Source organism: Streptomyces sp. BBFR2, from assembly GCF_044497305.1.
Classification (GTDB): Bacteria; Actinomycetota; Actinomycetes; order Streptomycetales; family Streptomycetaceae; genus Streptomyces.
The window spans coordinates 2,104,258-2,120,517 of sequence record NZ_CP172415.1 but is presented as its reverse complement, the minus strand read 5'-3'; the positions used below and the strand labels follow the sequence as shown (position 1 = coordinate 2,120,517).

13 protein-coding genes and 2 tRNA genes are annotated in these 16,260 nt (G+C 72.3%); 8 read left to right on the top strand and 7 right to left on the bottom strand.

Annotated features, from left to right (window positions below):
* Positions 1–83: 83 nt before the first annotated feature.
* Positions 84–638, bottom strand: a complete 555-nt coding sequence (locus ACGH2B_RS07800) for a PPA1309 family protein (RefSeq protein ID WP_399086124.1) — start codon at positions 636–638, stop codon at positions 84–86.
* A 214-nt stretch (positions 639–852) separates the two neighbouring features.
* Between ACGH2B_RS07800 and ACGH2B_RS07795 the strand changes: the two genes are divergently transcribed.
* From ACGH2B_RS07795 to ACGH2B_RS07780, 4 genes are all read left to right on the top strand, one after another.
* The gene (locus tag ACGH2B_RS07795) at positions 853–3,678 is read left to right on the top strand and encodes a UPF0182 family protein (protein ID WP_399086121.1); all 2,826 of its coding nucleotides are present in this window, start codon (positions 853–855) and stop codon (positions 3,676–3,678) included.
* 119 nt (positions 3,679–3,797) lie between these two features.
* Positions 3,798–3,871: transfer RNA gene (locus tag ACGH2B_RS07790), tRNA-Met, on the top strand.
* Between the two features lie 238 nt (positions 3,872–4,109).
* Positions 4,110–5,972, top strand: coding sequence for a tetratricopeptide repeat protein (locus tag ACGH2B_RS07785; RefSeq protein ID WP_399086118.1), 1,863 nt, complete (start codon positions 4,110–4,112; stop codon positions 5,970–5,972).
* A 121-nt stretch (positions 5,973–6,093) separates the two neighbouring features.
* A tRNA-Met gene (locus ACGH2B_RS07780) sits at positions 6,094–6,167 on the top strand.
* 160 nt (positions 6,168–6,327) lie between these two features.
* Here ACGH2B_RS07780 and ACGH2B_RS07775 read toward each other — a convergent pair.
* Positions 6,328–6,747 (bottom strand): Fur family transcriptional regulator, encoded by a 420-nt coding sequence (locus ACGH2B_RS07775; RefSeq protein WP_399086115.1) that lies wholly within the window; start codon positions 6,745–6,747, stop codon positions 6,328–6,330.
* Positions 6,748–6,904: 157 nt separating this feature from the next.
* Between ACGH2B_RS07775 and ACGH2B_RS07770 the strand changes: the two genes are divergently transcribed.
* A complete protein-coding gene (locus ACGH2B_RS07770) occupies positions 6,905–8,368 on the top strand; it encodes a catalase (protein ID WP_399086113.1) in 1,464 nt (487 codons plus the stop codon).
* A gap of 136 nt (positions 8,369–8,504) precedes the next feature.
* On the opposite strand, the gene hisN is transcribed toward ACGH2B_RS07770, so the two are convergent.
* Positions 8,505–9,311 (bottom strand): histidinol-phosphatase, encoded by an 807-nt coding sequence (hisN, locus tag ACGH2B_RS07765; protein WP_399086110.1) that lies wholly within the window; start codon positions 9,309–9,311, stop codon positions 8,505–8,507.
* Between the two features lie 154 nt (positions 9,312–9,465).
* Between hisN and ACGH2B_RS07760 the strand changes: the two genes are divergently transcribed.
* Positions 9,466–10,266 (top strand): TetR/AcrR family transcriptional regulator, encoded by an 801-nt coding sequence (locus tag ACGH2B_RS07760; protein ID WP_399086107.1) that lies wholly within the window; start codon positions 9,466–9,468, stop codon positions 10,264–10,266.
* A 248-nt stretch (positions 10,267–10,514) separates the two neighbouring features.
* On the opposite strand, the gene ACGH2B_RS07755 is transcribed toward ACGH2B_RS07760, so the two are convergent.
* The 4 genes from ACGH2B_RS07755 to ACGH2B_RS07740 all read right to left on the bottom strand — a co-directional run bounded on the left by ACGH2B_RS07755 (position 10,515) and on the right by ACGH2B_RS07740 (position 14,265).
* Positions 10,515–10,838: a DMT family transporter gene (locus tag ACGH2B_RS07755; RefSeq protein ID WP_399086104.1), complete on the bottom strand. Its 324-nt coding sequence runs from the start codon at positions 10,836–10,838 to the stop codon at positions 10,515–10,517.
* 89 nt (positions 10,839–10,927) lie between these two features.
* The gene (gene rsgA, locus ACGH2B_RS07750; protein WP_399086101.1) at positions 10,928–11,935 is read right to left on the bottom strand and encodes a ribosome small subunit-dependent GTPase A; all 1,008 of its coding nucleotides are present in this window, start codon (positions 11,933–11,935) and stop codon (positions 10,928–10,930) included.
* 13 nt (positions 11,936–11,948) lie between these two features.
* A complete protein-coding gene (aroA, locus tag ACGH2B_RS07745) occupies positions 11,949–13,301 on the bottom strand; it encodes a 3-phosphoshikimate 1-carboxyvinyltransferase (RefSeq protein ID WP_399086098.1) in 1,353 nt (450 codons plus the stop codon).
* A gap of 223 nt (positions 13,302–13,524) precedes the next feature.
* On the bottom strand, positions 13,525–14,265 hold the full coding sequence (locus ACGH2B_RS07740; protein ID WP_399086096.1) for a M50 family metallopeptidase: 741 nt from the start codon (positions 14,263–14,265) through the stop codon (positions 13,525–13,527).
* Between the two features lie 204 nt (positions 14,266–14,469).
* Here ACGH2B_RS07740 and ACGH2B_RS07735 point away from each other — a divergent pair, with 204 nt between their 5' ends.
* Positions 14,470–15,303: an SOS response-associated peptidase gene (locus ACGH2B_RS07735; protein ID WP_399086093.1), complete on the top strand. Its 834-nt coding sequence runs from the start codon at positions 14,470–14,472 to the stop codon at positions 15,301–15,303.
* Positions 15,304–15,513: 210 nt separating this feature from the next.
* A complete protein-coding gene (locus ACGH2B_RS07730; RefSeq protein WP_399086090.1) occupies positions 15,514–16,161 on the top strand; it encodes an alpha/beta family hydrolase in 648 nt (215 codons plus the stop codon).
* The last annotated feature ends 99 nt before the right edge of the window (positions 16,162–16,260 follow it).

The window sequence follows — 16,260 nt, the reverse complement described above, 5'->3', positions numbered from 1 at the left end:
TCGCGCGCCAGGGGCGCCGCGGGCGCGCCCCGCGGCCGCGTCCGGCGTACGGGGGAGTCACCCCGTACGCCGGACGCCCCGGGTCACGCCTCGAACGTCGCCGCCAGCGCGTCCGCGAGGCCCGGCACCAGCGAGGCGCCCGTCAGCACCTCGGACGTCGCGTCCTTCTCGCGCAGCCGCAGCGCCGACTCGCGGGCGCCGTCGCGCAGCACCGCCACCGTCATCCGGACCTCCTGACGGTCCGGGTGCTCGGCCACCCACGCGGCGAGCTGCTTCTCGTCCAGGCCCGCGGGCACCGCGTCCTCGGCCGACGGCGGCAGCATCAGCCGCTCCACGGTCAGCGCGCACCCGGCGACCGCGTCCGGCCAGGCGATGGTGGCGAGGAATTCGTCGAGCGGGGTCCCGGCGGGGATCTCGTCCTGTTCGACGGGGGTCAGCGACGCGGCCGCGTCGTCGTCGATGCCGAGTTGGGAGGCGAGTGCGGGCTCCTGTTCCCGCAGTTTGGCGGAGTCCACGAGAGCGAAGAGGCGGGCGGGCTGGTCCCAGCCCAGTCCGGCGCTGTACTCGTCGATCTCGAGTACCGCGCGGGTCAGCGGAGAGGCGGCGAGCGGGGTGCCGTCCACGGGGAGGTTCGTCATGTTTCACATCGTGCCTTGTGAACCCCGGAAATCGGGAACCGGGTAAAGCCTTCGTAAGTTGGTTCAGTGGGTCCTACTATCTCCGGGCCTGTTCCACACGACAGCGATCTTCGAGGTGCGCACCTTGGCTTTCCAGATGCCGGACCGCGGCGGAGGCCCCACCGGGCCGCGGATGAGAGTCGGCCGGCCGTCGCGGCGGGCCCGGACCCTATTCATGACGGTGGGCGTACTGGCCGTCCTGGCCATGCTCTTTGTGATGTTCTCCGGTTTCTGGACCGACTGGCTCTGGTACCGCTCGGTGAAGTACGCCTCCGTCTTCACCACCACCCTGTGGACGAAGATCGGCCTCTTCGCCGTCTTCGGTGTGCTGATGGCCGTGGTCGTCGGCGTGAACATCTGGCTGGCCCACCGCCTGCGGCCACCGCTCAGCGCGATGTCCATGGAGCAGCAGAGCCTGGACCGCTACCGCATGAGCCTGGCGCCCTTCAAGAAGTGGGTGCTGCTGGCGATCTCCACGGTCGTCGGACTGGTCGCCGGAGCCTCCGCCTCCGGTGAGTGGCGCACCTGGCTGCAGTGGATCAACGGCGTGCCCTTCGGCCAGAAGGACCCGCAGTTCGGCAAGGACGTCGCGTTCTACGCCTTCGACCTGCCCTGGTACCGCACCCTGCTGAGCTTCGGCTTCGCCGCCGCGGTGCTCTGTCTGGTCGCCGCCGCGCTCACCCACTACCTCTACGGCGGACTGCGGCTCACCAGCCCCGGCTCGCGCGCGACCGCCGCGGCCACCGGCCATCTGTCGGTGCTGCTGGGCATCTTCGTCTCGCTCAAGGCCATCGCGTACTGGCTCGACCGCTACGGCCTCGCCGTGAAGTCGAGCGGGCTGCGCTCCGCCGACGGCTGGACGGGCCTGCGGTACGTCGACGCCAACGCCTACCTCCCGGCGAAAACGATCCTGTTCTTCATCGCGGCGATCTGCGCGGTGCTGTTCTTCGCGACCCTGTGGCGCCGGACCTGGCAGCTTCCGGTCATCGGCTTCGGCCTGATGGTCCTCTCGGCGGTGCTGATCGGCGGGCTCTACCCGGCGATCGTGCAGAAGTTCCAGGTCCAGCCGAACGAGCAGGCCAAGGAAGCGCCGTACATCAAGCAGAACATCAAGGCGACGCGGGACGCGTACGACATCCAGAACTCGGAGGTCACCGGCTACAAGGGCGACTACCAGCCCGGCAGCAAGGCCGAGAGCCAGAAGCTCCGGGACAACGCCGACACCACCGCCAGCATGCGGCTGCTCGACCCGAACGTCGTCTCCCCGGCGTTCCAGCAACAGCAGCAGGTGCGCGGCTACTACCAGTTCCCCTCCACCCTCGACGTCGACCGCTACAAGGACAAGGACGGCGCCGAGCAGGACACCGTCATCGGTCTGCGCGAGCTGAACATCGCCGGTATCCCCGAGCGCAACTGGATCAACGACCACTTCAAGTACACCCACGGCTACGGCGCCGTGGCGGCGAAGGGCACCGAGACCTCCGAGGGCGGCGGCCCCAAGTACACCGAGTCCGACCTGCCGTCCAAGGGCCGGCTGCCCAAGTACGAGCAGCGGATCTACTACGGCGAGAAGACCACGCAGTACTCCATCGTCGGCGGTCCGCAGAAGGAGCTGGACTACTCCGACGACAGCGGCGAGAAGAGCTACACCTACCAGGGCAAGAGCGGCGTCAGCCTCTCCAACCCGATCAACCGCGCCGCCTACGCGGTGGCGTTCGGTGAGCCGCAGATCCTCTACTCCGGCGCCATCGGCGACGGTTCGAAGATCCTCTACAACCGCACGCCCAAGGAGCGCGTCGAGGCGGTCGCGCCGTGGCTGACCATCGACGGCGACGCCTACCCCGCGGTCATCAACGGCCGCGTCCAGTGGATCGTCGACGCGTACACCACCAGCAACGGCTATCCGTACGCCTCGCGGACCACCCTCGGCGACACCACCGCCGACTCGCTCACCAACGGACAGCGGGCGGTGATGGCCCAGCAGAACCAGGTCAACTACATCCGCAACTCCGTGAAGGCGACGGTCGACGCGTACGACGGCACCGTCAAGCTCTACCAGTGGGACAAGGCGGACCCGGTCCTCAAGACCTGGATGAAGTCCTTCCCCGGGACGGTCGAGCCGCGCAGCGCGATCAGCCCGCAGTTGATGGAGCACCTGCGCTACCCGCAGGACCTCTTCAAGGTCCAGCGGCAACTGCTGACGACGTACCACGTCACGGACCCGGGCACCTTCTACACCGGCTCCGAGCGCTGGCAGATCCCCAACGATCCGACCAACAAGTCGGGCAACTCCGTGCCGCCGTACTACCTGAGCATGAAGATGCCGGACCAGAAGGATCAGACGTTCTCGCTGACGACGACGTTCACGCCCAACAAGAGGGACAACCTCGGCGCGTTCATGGCGGTCGACGCGAACGCCACCAGCGGCGACTACGGCAAGATCAGAATTCTGAAACTGCCGTCGGAGACACCGGTGCCGGGACCGCAACTGGTGCAGTCGAAGTTCAACTCCGATCCGCAGATCGCCAACGAACTGAACATCCTCAAGAAGTTCGGCGACTCGGAGATCGAGTACGGCAATCTGCTGACCGTGCCACTGGACGGCGGTCTGCTCTACGTCGAGCCGGTCTACCTGCGCGGCGCCAACACCAACTACCCGCTCCTGAAGAAGGTGCTGGTGAGCTACGGCGACAACAAGCCCGTTCTGGAGAACTCCCTCAAGGACGCGCTGGACGTCGTCTTCGGCAAGAAGGCACCGACCAGCACCACACCGGGCGAGGAACCGCCCGCCGGCGGCGAGACGCCCCAGCCACCGTCCGACCAGACGGTGCAGGAGGCGCTGACCGACGCGCAGAAGGCGTACGAGGCGGGCGAGAAAGCCCGGGTCGACGGCGACTGGAGCGCGTACGGCGAGGCGCAGAAGAAGCTCAAGGAGGCGCTGGACCGCGCCGCCGCCGCCGAGAAGAAGGCGGACAGGAAGAGCGGCGGCTCGGGCGGCTGACCCCCCTCCGCCACCCGTGGTGGCCGCCGGTCTCCCCGGCGGCCACCGGGCCCGGCGGACGTCGGATGGAGCCCGTGCAGGACCCCACCCCGCGCCGTGGTAGGTTGAGGACACAACGACGCGGGGTGGAGCAGCTCGGTAGCTCGCTGGGCTCATAACCCAGAGGTCGCAGGTTCAAATCCTGTCCCCGCTACTGAAGACGAAGGCCCGGATTCCTCAGAGAATCCGGGCCTTCGTCATGAACGCGGTCGCACCGGGTACCCGTCCGGCGCGACCGCGTTCTCCCTGCGTGCGGCCGGGTCGAACGGTCGATGTGGGGAACCTGTGTGCTCGAGTTTGGCAAGTCGTTGTGTCGGGAAGTCGACAAAACGCTGAAGTGACCTCGCCGGGTGCTGTATACCAGGTGTACGAGGGTTACGGGTGGTGCGACGATGGCTCTTATGGGGGACAAGGCAAGGTTGTTGGAGACGGACCGGTTTGTGCACGCGCCCGACGAAGGGCGCACATCCGAGTTGCCGATGGACGAGATGGACGCCGCGGAAGCGGCCGAGGCGTCGGAGGCGGTGACCGAATCCGGTCACCGCCGTGCCGCCGAGGCCGGTGACACCGCGGCGATGAGCGCACTGGGCGCGCTGCTGCTGCGCCGCGGAGACCTCGACGGAGCCGAGCCGCACCTGCGCTCCGCGACCGTCGCGGGCGACCGCGCGGCCGCGAACAACCTCGGCGTACTGCTGCACCAGAGGGGATACACGGACGAGGCGGCCGGCTGGTGGCGGATCGCCGCGGTCGCCGGTTCCGCCGCCGCCGCACACGCCCTCGGCCGCCACCACCGTGAGCGCGGCGACGAGCCCGCCGCCGAGTACTGGCTGCGCCAGTCCGCCGAATCGGGCCACTGCCTGGGCGCGTACGCCCTCGCCGACCTGCTCGAACACCGCGGGGACGTCGGTGCCGAGCGCTGGTTCCGCACCGCGGCCGAGCGCGGGCACCGCGAGGCGGCCTACCGCCTCGCCCGGCTCGTCGAGGAGGGGCGCGGCGCGGACGGGCGTACCGCGACGGCTTACGGCGAGCTGAGCCGCGAGGCCGAGGCCGAGCAGTGGTACCGCCAGGCCGCCGCGCGCGGGCACCGGCGCGCGGCGCTCCAACTCGGCACGTTGCTGGAGGAACGCGGCGACGTCCAGGAGGCGGGCCGCTGGTACCTCTCCGCCGCCCAGGACGGCGAGCCGAAGGCCGCCTGCGCGCTCGGCTTCCTGCTCCGCGACGCGGGGGACACCGAGAGCGCCGCGGAATGGTGGCGCCGCGCCGCCCAGGACGGCGACGGCAACGCCGCCAACGCCCTGGGCGCGCTCCACGCCGACCGCGGAGAGCTGCAGACCGCGGAGCGCTGGTACCGCGCGGCGCTCGACGCGGGCGACGTCAACGGCGCCTACAACCTCGGGCTGCTCTGCGCCGAGCAGGGCCGGGCCGGGCGCGGTGAGCAGTGGTACCGCCGCGCCGCGTACGCCGGGCACCGCGAGGCCGCCAACGCGCTGGCCATCCTGCTGCTCCAGCGTGGCGACGCGGCCGGCGCCGAACCGTGGTTCTCCAAGGCGGCCGAGGCCGGCAGTGTGGACGCGGCGTTCAACCTCGGCATCCTGTTCGCCGGGCGCGGCAGCGAGCGCGCCGCGCAGATCTGGTACGAGCGGGCGGCCGCGGCCGGGCACACCGAGGCGGCGCTCCAGGTCGCGATCGCGCAGCAGCGGGACGGTGAGGACGAGGCGGCGGAGCGCAATCTGCGGTGCGCGGCGGACGGCGGCAGCGCGGAGGCGGCGTTCCGCCTCGCCGACCTGCTGGACCGCCGGGCCGCGGAGACCACGGACCCCGACGACCCCTGGCCCACGGGGCAGGCGCGGACGCCGGACGCGGAGTCCAGCCGCTGGTACGAGAAGGCGGCCGCCCAGGGGCACCGCCGCGCCCAGGTACGGGTTGGCATGTTCGCGGCGGCCCGGGGGGAGACGGTCGAGGCGGCCCGCTGGTACCGCGCCGCCGCCGAGGCAGGCAGCCGTAACGGCGCTTTCAACCTCGGACTACTCCTGGCCCGCGAGGGCAGCCTGCCCGAGGCCGCCCTGTGGTGGCAGCGCGCGGCCCGTGACGGCCACGGCCGGGCCGCGCTCCGGCTGGCACTGCTGGCCGCGCGGCGCGGGGCGCTCGCCGAGGCCGGGACGTGGTGCGCGCGCGCCGTGGAGCTGGGGCCGCCGGAGGTCGCCGAGCGTGCGGCCCGGCTGCGCGCCGCGCTCCAGGAGGAACTGAGCGCCTGACGGTGTCTCCCGGGGGCGGGCCCGCTGCGCGGGTGCCCCCGGGGCGACGGTCCGGGGGCACCTCCGGGGAAGCGGATTTGCGCTGGTCGTCGACGTGGGTCTAGAGTAAACATCACAACGACGCGGGGTGGAGCAGCTCGGTAGCTCGCTGGGCTCATAACCCAGAGGTCGCAGGTTCAAATCCTGTCCCCGCTACTGAAGACGCAGGCCCGGATTCTTTCGAGAATCCGGGCCTTCGTCATATATGCGTGGAGGCTGTCGCACGCCGGGCGGGCATGACAACGGGCCCGCACCCGGGCGGGTGCGAGCCGATCAAGGTGGCGGGGCGGCCCGGACGGGGGCGGGCCCGCGGTGCTCAGGAAGTGGCGGCGCAGGTGGGGCACAGGCCCCGGTAGGTGACCGTCACCTCGGAGACCTGGAAGCCGTACCGCTCGGGCTCGGGGAGTGCGGAGAGCGGGTCGCCGTGGAGGTGGACGTCCCGGATGGTGCCGCAGCGCGAGCACACCAGGTGCTGGTGGTCGTGGTGGGCGTTGGGGTCGTAGCGCTTGGCGCGGCCGTCCGTGCTGACTTCCAGTACCTCGCCGAGCGAGACCAGTTCGCCGAGGGTGTTGTAGACGGTGGCGCGGGAGATCTCGGGGAGCCGTTCGGTCGCGCGGGCGTGCACCTCGTCGGCGGTGTAGTGGACGTGGTCGCCGTCCAGTACCTCGGCCACCACGCGTCGCTGCGCGGTCAGTCGCCAGCCGCGGTCCCGAAGCCGTTCCAGCAGGTCACTCATGCCATTCACCTATCAGTCAGATACGCCCAGGGTAACAGTGCACCGTCCATCACCGGATCAGGTACGACTCTCGGCCCCTTCTTGACTTAGACAATGTCCAATGTAGGATCGGCGACGGCGCAAGCCAAGGGCAGGTAGCAGACTTCAGGAGGCGCACGTGTCGGTAGAGAGCACCACGGGACCGCTGACCACGGAGTCCGGAGCTCCGGTTGCGGACAACCAGAACAGCGAGACGGCCGGCCTGGGTGGACCCGGACTGATCCAGGACCAGCTCCTGATCGAGAAGCTCGCCCACTTCAACCGCGAGCGGATCCCGGAGCGCATCGTCCACGCCCGCGGCGCAGGCGCGTACGGCACCTTCACCGTCACCGCGGACGTGACGAAGTACACCCGCGCGAAGTTCCTTTCCGAGATCGGTAAGCAGACCGAGACGTTCCTGCGTTTCTCGACCGTCGCGGGCAACCTCGGCGCGGCCGACGCGGTGCGTGACCCGCGTGGTTTCGCGCTGAAGTTCTACACCGAGGAGGGCAACTACGACCTCGTCGGTAACAACACCCCGGTGTTCTTCATCAAGGACGCCATCAAGTTCCCCGACTTCATCCACACCCAGAAGCGCGACCCGTACACCGGCTCGCAGGAGGCGGACAACGTCTGGGACTTCTGGGGTCTGTCACCCGAGGCGACGCACCAGGTGACGTGGCTCTTCGGTGACCGCGGTATCCCGGCCTCGTACCGTCACATGGACGGTTTCGGCTCGCACACCTTCCAGTGGAGCAACGAGGCGGGCGAGGTCTTCTGGGTCAAGTACCACTTCAAGACCGACCAGGGGATCAAGAACCTCACCAGTGAGGAGGCCGCCAAGCTCGCCGGTGAGGACCCCGACAGCCACCAGCGTGACCTGCGGGAGTCCATCGAGCGCGGCGACTTCCCGAGCTGGACGGTCGGCGTGCAGATCATGCCCGCCGCCGAGGCCGCGAACTACCGCTTCAACCCGTTCGACCTCACCAAGGTGTGGCCGCACGCGGACTACCCGGTCATCGAGATCGGCAAGCTGGAGCTGAACCGCAACCCGCAGAACATCTTCGCCGAGGTCGAGCAGTCGATCTTCTCCCCGCACCACTTCGTGCCGGGCATCGGTCCCTCGCCCGACAAGATGCTCCAGGGCCGTCTCTTCGCGTACGGCGACGCGCACCGCTACCGCGTCGGCATCAACGCCGACCACCTGCCGGTCAACCGCCCGCACGCCACCGAGGCGCGCACCCACAGCCGGGACGGCGTCCTGTACGACGGCCGCCACGCGGGCACGAAGAACTACGAGCCGAACAGCTTCGGCGGCCCCGCCCAGACCGGCCGGGCGCTGTGGGAGCCCTTCCAGCTCGCCGGCACCACCGGTGAGAGCGCGGCTCCCTCGCACGCCGAGGACGACGACTTCGTCCAGGCGGGCAACCTCTACCGGCTGATGTCGGAGGAGGAGAAGGAGCGGCTGGTGGGCAACCTCGCGGGCTTCATCGCCAAGGTCTCCCGCGATGACATCGCCCAGCGCGCGATCGACAACTTCCGCAAGGCGGACGCGGACTACGGCAAGCGGCTCGACGCCGCGGTCCAGGCCCTGCGCGGCTGACCGGCCACCTCGCGCCCGGGTCGTCTCCCTCCGGGGGCGGCCCGTGCGCGGGCGGCCACCCGCTTGCCGTACCAGCCGAAGAGGCCGGATGCCATGGGGCTCCGGCCTCTTCGCGCGTTCCGCGCCGGCTGCGGCGTCAGCCGCGGGCGTCGCCCACGTACGACAGCAGGTCGTCGTGGAGCAGGCCGTTGGAGGCCGCGGCGTTGCCGCTGTGCGGGCCGGGCCTGCCGTCCAGGCCGGTGAAGCGGCCGCCGGCCTCCTGCACGACGACGGCGCACGCCGCCATGTCCCACAGTGACAGCTCCGGCTCCGCGCAGATGTCCACCGAGCCCTCGGCGACCATCATGTAGGGCCAGAAGTCGCCGTACGCGCGGGTGCGCCAGCAGTCGCGGCTCAGGTCGAGGAAGCCGTGCAGTTTGTCGCGCTCCTCCCAGCCGGTCAGCGAGGAGTACGCGAACGAGGCGTCCCGGATGCTGCCGACCTCGGAGACGCGCAGGCGGCTGGCGGAGGTCAGGCTGCGGCCGGTGAAGGCACCGAGTCCCTCGGCCGCCCACCAGCGGCGGTTCAAGGCGGGGGCGGAGACGATGCCGACGACCGGGCGGTCGCCGCCCGAGCCCCGCTCCATCAGCGCGATCAGCGTGGCCCAGACCGGGACCCCGCGGACGTAGTTCTTGGTGCCGTCGATCGGGTCGATGATCCAGCGGCGCGGGCCGGTGCCCTCGGTGGTGCCGAACTCCTCGCCGAGGACGGAGTCGCGCGGCCGGGCCCGCTGGAGATGACCGCGGATCAGCTCCTCGGCGGCCTTGTCCGCCTCGCTCACCGGGGTCATATCCGGTTTGGTCTCCACCTTGAGGTCGAGCGCCTTGAACCGCTCCATGGTGGCGGCGTCGGCGGCGTCCGCGAGAACGTGTCCGAGACGGAGATCATCGTGATAGTCGGGCATGTACGAACAGTATCTACTGGTATACGCGGACAGCCACATGGTCGGGCTCCGCGGGGCGGATAGGCCCCGGACGGCCGCACGCGGCGCCCCTTGACACTCCCTGACGGCGCCTCAATTCTGTGCGCACACGCCCCGTCACGCAGGGGAGGCGACGATGCCGACAGCGCGGGAGGTCCTGCTCGACGCCGCCTACGCGGCGCTCGCGGACCGGCCCTGGGCGGTGGTGCGGATGGTCGATGTGGCGGCCGCCGCCCGGGTCTCCCGGCAGACCCTCTACAACGAGTTCGGCAGCAAGGACGGGCTGGCCCGCGCGCTGGTACGCCGCGAGACGGATGCCTATCTGGCGGGGGTCGAGCGGGCGTTGAACGGGACCCCGGGCGGGCCTGCGGGGCTCGGCGGTGCGTCCGCCCGGCCCGGTGCGCCGGCCGGTCCGCCCGGTGACGGGGCGGACCGGGTCGCCGCTGCCGCCACCTGGACGCTCCGTACGGCCCGGGTGAACCCACTGGTCAGGGCGGTGCTGACCGGCTGCTGGGGAGATCGTTTGCCGCCCCGGACCGTGGCCGGGCCCCCTCCGGTGCGACGCCGTGGCGTACGGCGGTCCGTCCCGGCGCAGTGGTCGGGAGGGACGGACGCGGGGGAGGGGACGCCTCTCGGGCCGGCCGATCTCGTCGGGCGGTTCCGGGAGCGCGCGGTGGCGGCGCTGGCCCCGCACTGGCCGGACGAGGAGTTGCCCGCGCTGGACGCCGCGTGCGAGGCGGCCGCCCGGCTCACCCTCTCCTGCGTGGTCGCGCCTGCGGGGGCGGCCGTGCCGGAGTCCGCCCGGGCGGGGCCTGGCCGGAGCGGTACTCGTACGGCCGGGGCGGGCGGTGGCGGGGACGCGGAGAGCGAGATGGTGGCGCGGTTGGTGAGGGGGGTGTTCGCCGGGGCATGGGGAAGGGGCGGCTCGGGCGGCTGACCTGGGGGCATGGCGGGGCGAGTGGCCGGCGGCGCGGCTCCGGTCCGGCCGGGCGGTGGGCCGGAGGATGTGGCACCGGGAGCGGGTGGCGGGCCCGGCGCGTCCCCGGGCGGCGCAGGTCGGACGGTGAGGACCGGGGGCGCGGCCCCGCGCGGCGGACCGGAGGGCGCGCCCCCGGGCGATGCGATTCCGGCGGCCTGCCTCCGGAGAGCGCGGCCCGGGAAGGACCGGCCGCCGGGCGCCGCAGATCAGTGCGCCGACCCCGACAGTTGCAGGCCGATCACGCCGATGATGACGAAGCCGATGGAGACGAGCTTCAGGGTGGAGACGAGGTCGCCGAGGAAGACCATGCCGTAGAGGGCGGTGCCGGCGGCGCCGATGCCCGTCCACACCGCGTACGCCGGGCCGACGTCCAGCTTCCGCAGGGACAGGGTCAGCAGACCGAAGCTGCCGAGGGCGAACGCGGCGAACGCGATGGTCGGCCAGAGGCGGGTGAAGCCGTGCGACAGCTTGAGGCAGACCGCGAAGCCGGTCTCCAGGAGACCCGCCACCACGACGAGCAGCCACGCCATATCCATTGCCTCCGTCAGTCGGTGACCGCTTCGTCCGCTTCGGTGTGATTATGCAGTTACCTCGGACGGTGGGCAGGGGATTGGGTGGCTCAGTCGCCCTCGCGTCGCTCGCGGGTCGCCAGCAGCCGGCGCAGCGAGTACAGCCGCGCCGGATCGGCGTGCCCCTCGGCGACCCAGTCGTCCAGCGCGCAGTCAGGCTCGTCGTGACTGCACGCCCGGGGGCAGCCGTCGGTGCCCGGCACCAGATCGGGGAAGGCCAGCACCACGCGGGACGGGTCGACGTGGTGCAGCCCGAAGGAGCGGACGCCCGGGGTGTCGATCACCCAGCCGCTGTCGCCGGGCAGCGGCAGCGCCAGCGCGGAGGTGGTGGTGTGACGGCCGCGTCCGGTGTGCGCGTTGACATGGCCGGTGGCCCGGCGGCGCTCCGGCACCAGGGCGTTGACCAGCGTCGTCTTGCCCACGCCGGAGTGGCCGACGAACGCGGTCATCCGCCCGGCCAGCCGCTCGCGGACCCGGTCGGCGGCGGAGCCGTCGGTCAGCTCGTCGCGGTTGGTGACGAGATAGGGGACGCCGAGCGCGCCGTACGAGGCGAGGAGGGCATCGGCCGGGGCGAGATCCGACTTGGTCAGCACCAGCAGCGGATCGAGCCCGGCGTCGTACGCCGCCACCAGGCAGCGGTCGATGAGCCGGGGGCGCGGTTCCGGGTCGGCGAGGGCGGTGACGATGGCGAGCTGATCGGCGTTGGCGACGACGACGCGCTCGTACGGATCGTCGTCATCGGCCGTCCGGCGCAGTGTGGAGGTGCGCGGCTCGACCCGCACGATGCGGGCCAGGGTGTCCTTGGCGCCGCTGAGGTCGCCGACGACCGCGACCCGGTCGCCGACGACGGCGCTCTTGCGGCCCAGCTCACGGGCCTTCATCGCGGTGACCTTGCGGTCGTCGATGAGGACCGTCAACCGCCCCCGGTCGACGGTCAGGACCAGGCCCTCGCTGGCGTCCTCGTGCTTGGGGCGGATGCTGGTACGAGGGCGGTTGCCCTTGCGGTTCGGGCGGACCCGGACGTCGTCCTCATCGGGGTTCTTGCCGTAGCGGCGCATGGCGGCGGAGCCCTCAGCCTCTCCGGGCGGCCGGTACGGCCGGGTCGAGCATCGCGTTCCACAGCGCGGGGAAGTCCGGGAGGGTCTTGGCGGTCGTCGCGACGTTCTCCACCTGCACCCCCTCGACGGCGAGGCCGATGAGCGCGGCGGCGGTCGCCAGGCGGTGGTCCTCGTAGGTGTGGAAGACGCCGCCGTGCAGCGGGCGCGGGCGGATGTGCAGGCCGTCGGCGGTCTCGGTGACGTCACCACCGAGGTTGTTCAGCTCCCGGGTGAGCGCGGCCAGGCGGTCCGTCTCGTGGAGCCGCAGGTGGGCGACGCCGCGGAGGGTGGAAGGGGAGTCGGCGAGGGCCGCGACGGCGGCGATGCCGGGGGTCAGCTCGCCGACCTCGCCGAGATCGACGTCGATGCCGTGGATCGCGCTGCCGCCGGTGAACGTCAGCCCGGCGTCGGTCAGTTCGTAGGAGCCGCCCATCGTGGTGAAGATCTCGCGCAGCGCGTCACCGGGCTGCGTGGTGTGCGCAGGCCAGTCCGGGATGGTGACGCGGCCGCCGGTGACCAGCGCCGCGGCCAGGAACGGCTGGGCGTTGGAGAGGTCCGGCTCGACGACGAGATCCCGGCCCAGCAGGGCGCCCGGGGTGACCCGCCAGACGTTGGGCTCGCCGCCCGCCTCCGGGGTGTCGACCTGCGCACCGGCGGCGCGCAGCATGTCGACCGTCATCCGGATGTGCGGCATGGAAGGCAGTGCGGCACCGGTGTGCCGTACCTCCACGCCCTGGTTGAAGCGGGGCGCCGAGAGCAGCAGCGCGCTGACGAACTGGGACGAGGAGGAGGCGTCGATGGCGACCGGGCCGCCGTCGAGGGCGCCGGTGCCGTGCACCGTCATGGGGAGCGCGCCGCGCCCGTCGTCGTCGATCCGGGCGCCGAGGGCGCGCAGCGCCTCGATGACCCCGCCCAGCGGGCGCTCGTACGACCGCGGGTCGCCGTCGAAGCGGACCGGGCCGTCGGCGAGCGCGGTGAGGGGCGGCAGGAAACGCATGACCGTACCGGCGTTGCCGACGTCGACGGTGGCCGGGCCGCGCAGGCCGGAGGGGATGATCCGCCACGCTTCGCCGCCACCGGGCTCGGCGGAGCTGGAGGAGGCGGTCTCCTCGATGCCGACGCCCAGGGTGCGCAGGGCCTCGGCCATCAGGAGGGTGTCTCGGGAGCGGAGCGGGCGGCGCAGCCAGCCGGGCTCGGCGGCGAGGGCGGCCAGCACCAGCCCGCGGTTGGTGACGGATTTCGAGCCGGGCACGGTGACGGTCGCGTCGACCGCCCCCGACGCGACGGGGGCGGGCCAGAGGGCGGGGAGTGCGGTGCTCTCGGTCATGCCCTCACTTTAATCGCTGGGCTTGGGTGCCCATCTTGATCAAAAACGGTGCGACTACGACGTACCTGCGTCGCACACCGCGCTGATCAGGCAACGGTCCTGCCACGCCGCCGCCGGCGCCGCCCGCGATGCGCACGATCGGGGGATGCGCACCCGGGGAGGGCCGGTTTCGGGGCGGTCCGGGCCGGACCGGCGGCGCGGGAGGCCCGCCGCGGGACGCGGGTCAGAGGCCGAGCAGCCAGCGCCCGCCGCCGAACAGCGAGCAGACCGTCACCACGTGGAAGAAGCCGATCCAGACGAACGCCGGGGCGTGCGTGAGCCGGGCCAGTTGGTCGGGGTCGGAGTCCGGCGCACCGCTCGGCGACCCGGGGCGCAGCGCGGGCCCGCGGCGGCGCTTGCGCTGCAGCTCGAACACCGGCCGGACGCCGCCGAGCAGCAGGAACCACACCGCCGCGTAGGCGAAGGCCGCCTGGACATCGGCGGAGGTCAGCCAGGAGACGAGGAGGAAGGCGGCGCCCGTCAGGACGACGGTGAGCACCCCGTAGGCGTTGCGGATCATCACCAGCATGACGAGGAGCAGCAGCGTCGCGCCCCACAGCAGCGCCGTGATGTGGCCCGCCGCCAGCAGCGCGGCGCCCGCCAGGCCCAGCAGGGACGGGGTGATGTACCCGGCGGCCGCGGTCAGGACCATGCCGAGGCCGGTCGGTTTGCCGCGTGAGACGGTCAGTCCCGAGGTGTCGGAGTGCAGCCGGATGCCCTCCAGGCGGCGGCCGGTGAGCAGCGCCAGCAGGCCGTGGCCGCCCTCGTGGGCGATGGTCACCGCGTTCCGGGCCAGCCGCCAGGCCGGGTGCGGCAGGACGACAGCCAGTGCCAGCACCCCCGTCGCGACCACCAGCCAGACCGGCGGGTCGGGCTGGGTCCCGAAGACGCGGCTCCCTATGTCGGTGAGGCGATCGGTGTCCATGACGTCCCTTCGTGTGGCCTGGCAGTGTGGCACGCCCCCGGGACGGTACGCGGCGGGCCTGTGGGACCCGGGGCACGGCGGGGCGCGGAGCGGGAACGGGGGAGCGCCCGGCGGCGGTCCGCGCGCCGGGTCCGTACCGGGCCGCCGGCAGGTCGCCCCGGCCGCCTACCCTGGTGGGGCAGCAGGTCAAAGGGGTGGATTGCGGTGTGTGGCAGGTACGCGGCCAGTCGTGGGGCCGAGGAGCTGACGGAGACCTTCGGGATCGGGCATCTGGTGCCCGAGGAGACGCTCGCACCGGACTACAACATCGCCCCGACCGTCCCCGTACAGGCGGTCCTGGAGCGTCCCCTCAAGGGCGCCGCGGCGCAGGCGTTCCCTCCGGGGATGCCGGTGCGGCAACTGCGGACGCTGACCTGGGGCCTGGTGCCGTCGTGGTCGAACTCGCCGGACGGCGCCGCGCGGATGATCAACGCGCGCTCCGAGACGGTCCACGAGAAGCCCTCCTTCCGGCAGGCGTTCGCCGCCCGCCGCTGCCTCCTCCCCGGGGACGGCTACTACGAGTGGGTGACCGCCCCCGAGGAGCGCGAGTTGGAGGAGCGCGGGGTGAAGAAACGCCCCCGTAAGCAGCCGTACTTCGTCACGCCCGCCGACGGTTCGGTGATGGCGATGGCGGGGCTGTACGAGTTCTGGCGCGACGCCACGCTCCCCGCCGACCATCCGCGGGCCTGGTGGGTGACGTGCACGGTCCTCACGACGGCGGCGGAGACCACGCCGCTGGCCGGGGCGGACGGCGGCGAGGGGCCGCAGTCGCTGGCCGACATCCACCCCCGGATGCCGCTGGTGATGACGCCCGACCGCTGGGACGCCTGGCTCGACCCGGCCCGCACCGACCCCGACGGGCTGCTCGCCCTGCTCGCCCCGCCCCCGGCCGGGCTGATGCGCGCGTACCCGGTGCCGACGGCCGTCAGCAACGTCCGCAACAACGGCCCGGAACTGCTCACCGAACTCGACGGTCCCGAGGTCGGCACCCTGTTCTGAGGTGAAGAGGCCGGCACCTCGTGCTGAGTTCCGAGGTGTCCCGGGGAGAGCGGGGCGTGCACCCCGGGGGCGTCCTCGGGTGCGCCGCTCCTTCCAGGTGTTCCGGGGTGGCTCCCGGGTACGCGACCCGGCTCGCCCCGGGGCTGCCCGTCCGCCGTCCGGGGGCGGGCCCGCGCCGCCGCGGCGTTCCCGGGGCGGCAGGATGGGCGTATGAGTTCCGGTGAGCACGAGAGCGAGACGGTCGCCACGCCCGTGGGCGAGGCGCGGATCACCTGGTACCGGGCGCCCGTACCGGCCCGGGCGGTGCTGGCGGTGAGCCACGGCGCCGGAGGCGGGATCGAGGCGCGTGACCTGCGGGCACTGGCCGCCGCGCTGCCCGGCCGCGGTTACACCGTCGCGCTCGTGGAACAGCCGTGGCGGGTCGCCGGGAAGAAGGTGGCGCCCGCCCCCAAGACCCTCGACGCCGGGTGGACGGCGCTCTGGCCGGCCCTGGAGAAGCCCGGGCTGCCGGTCGTCGCGGGCGGCCGCAGCGCGGGGGCGCGGGTCGCCTGCCGCACCGCGCGCGAACTGGGCGCGCACGCCGTCCTCGCGCTGAGCTTCCCGCTGCACCCGCCGGGCCGTCCGGAGAGGTCCCGCGCCGACGAGCTGACCGCCACCGGGGTACCGGTCCTCGTCGTCCAGGGCGACCGGGACCCCTTCGGGCGCCCCGAGGAGTTCCCGCCCGGTACCGAGCTGCGCGAGGTGCCCCACGGCGACCACGGTTTCGCGGTCCCCAAGCGGGCCGGGGTCACCGAGGACGCGACGATGGCGACGCTGACGGACGCCGTGGCGGAGTGGCTCGACGGTCTCTTCGGCTGAGCCGCGGGGCCACGGCATCTGGGCCCTCGGCCGGGCCGTGCGCGATCAGGCGCTTCGCCCGGTGGCGCACGGCCCGGGCCGCCGATCGGCCGCCCGCCG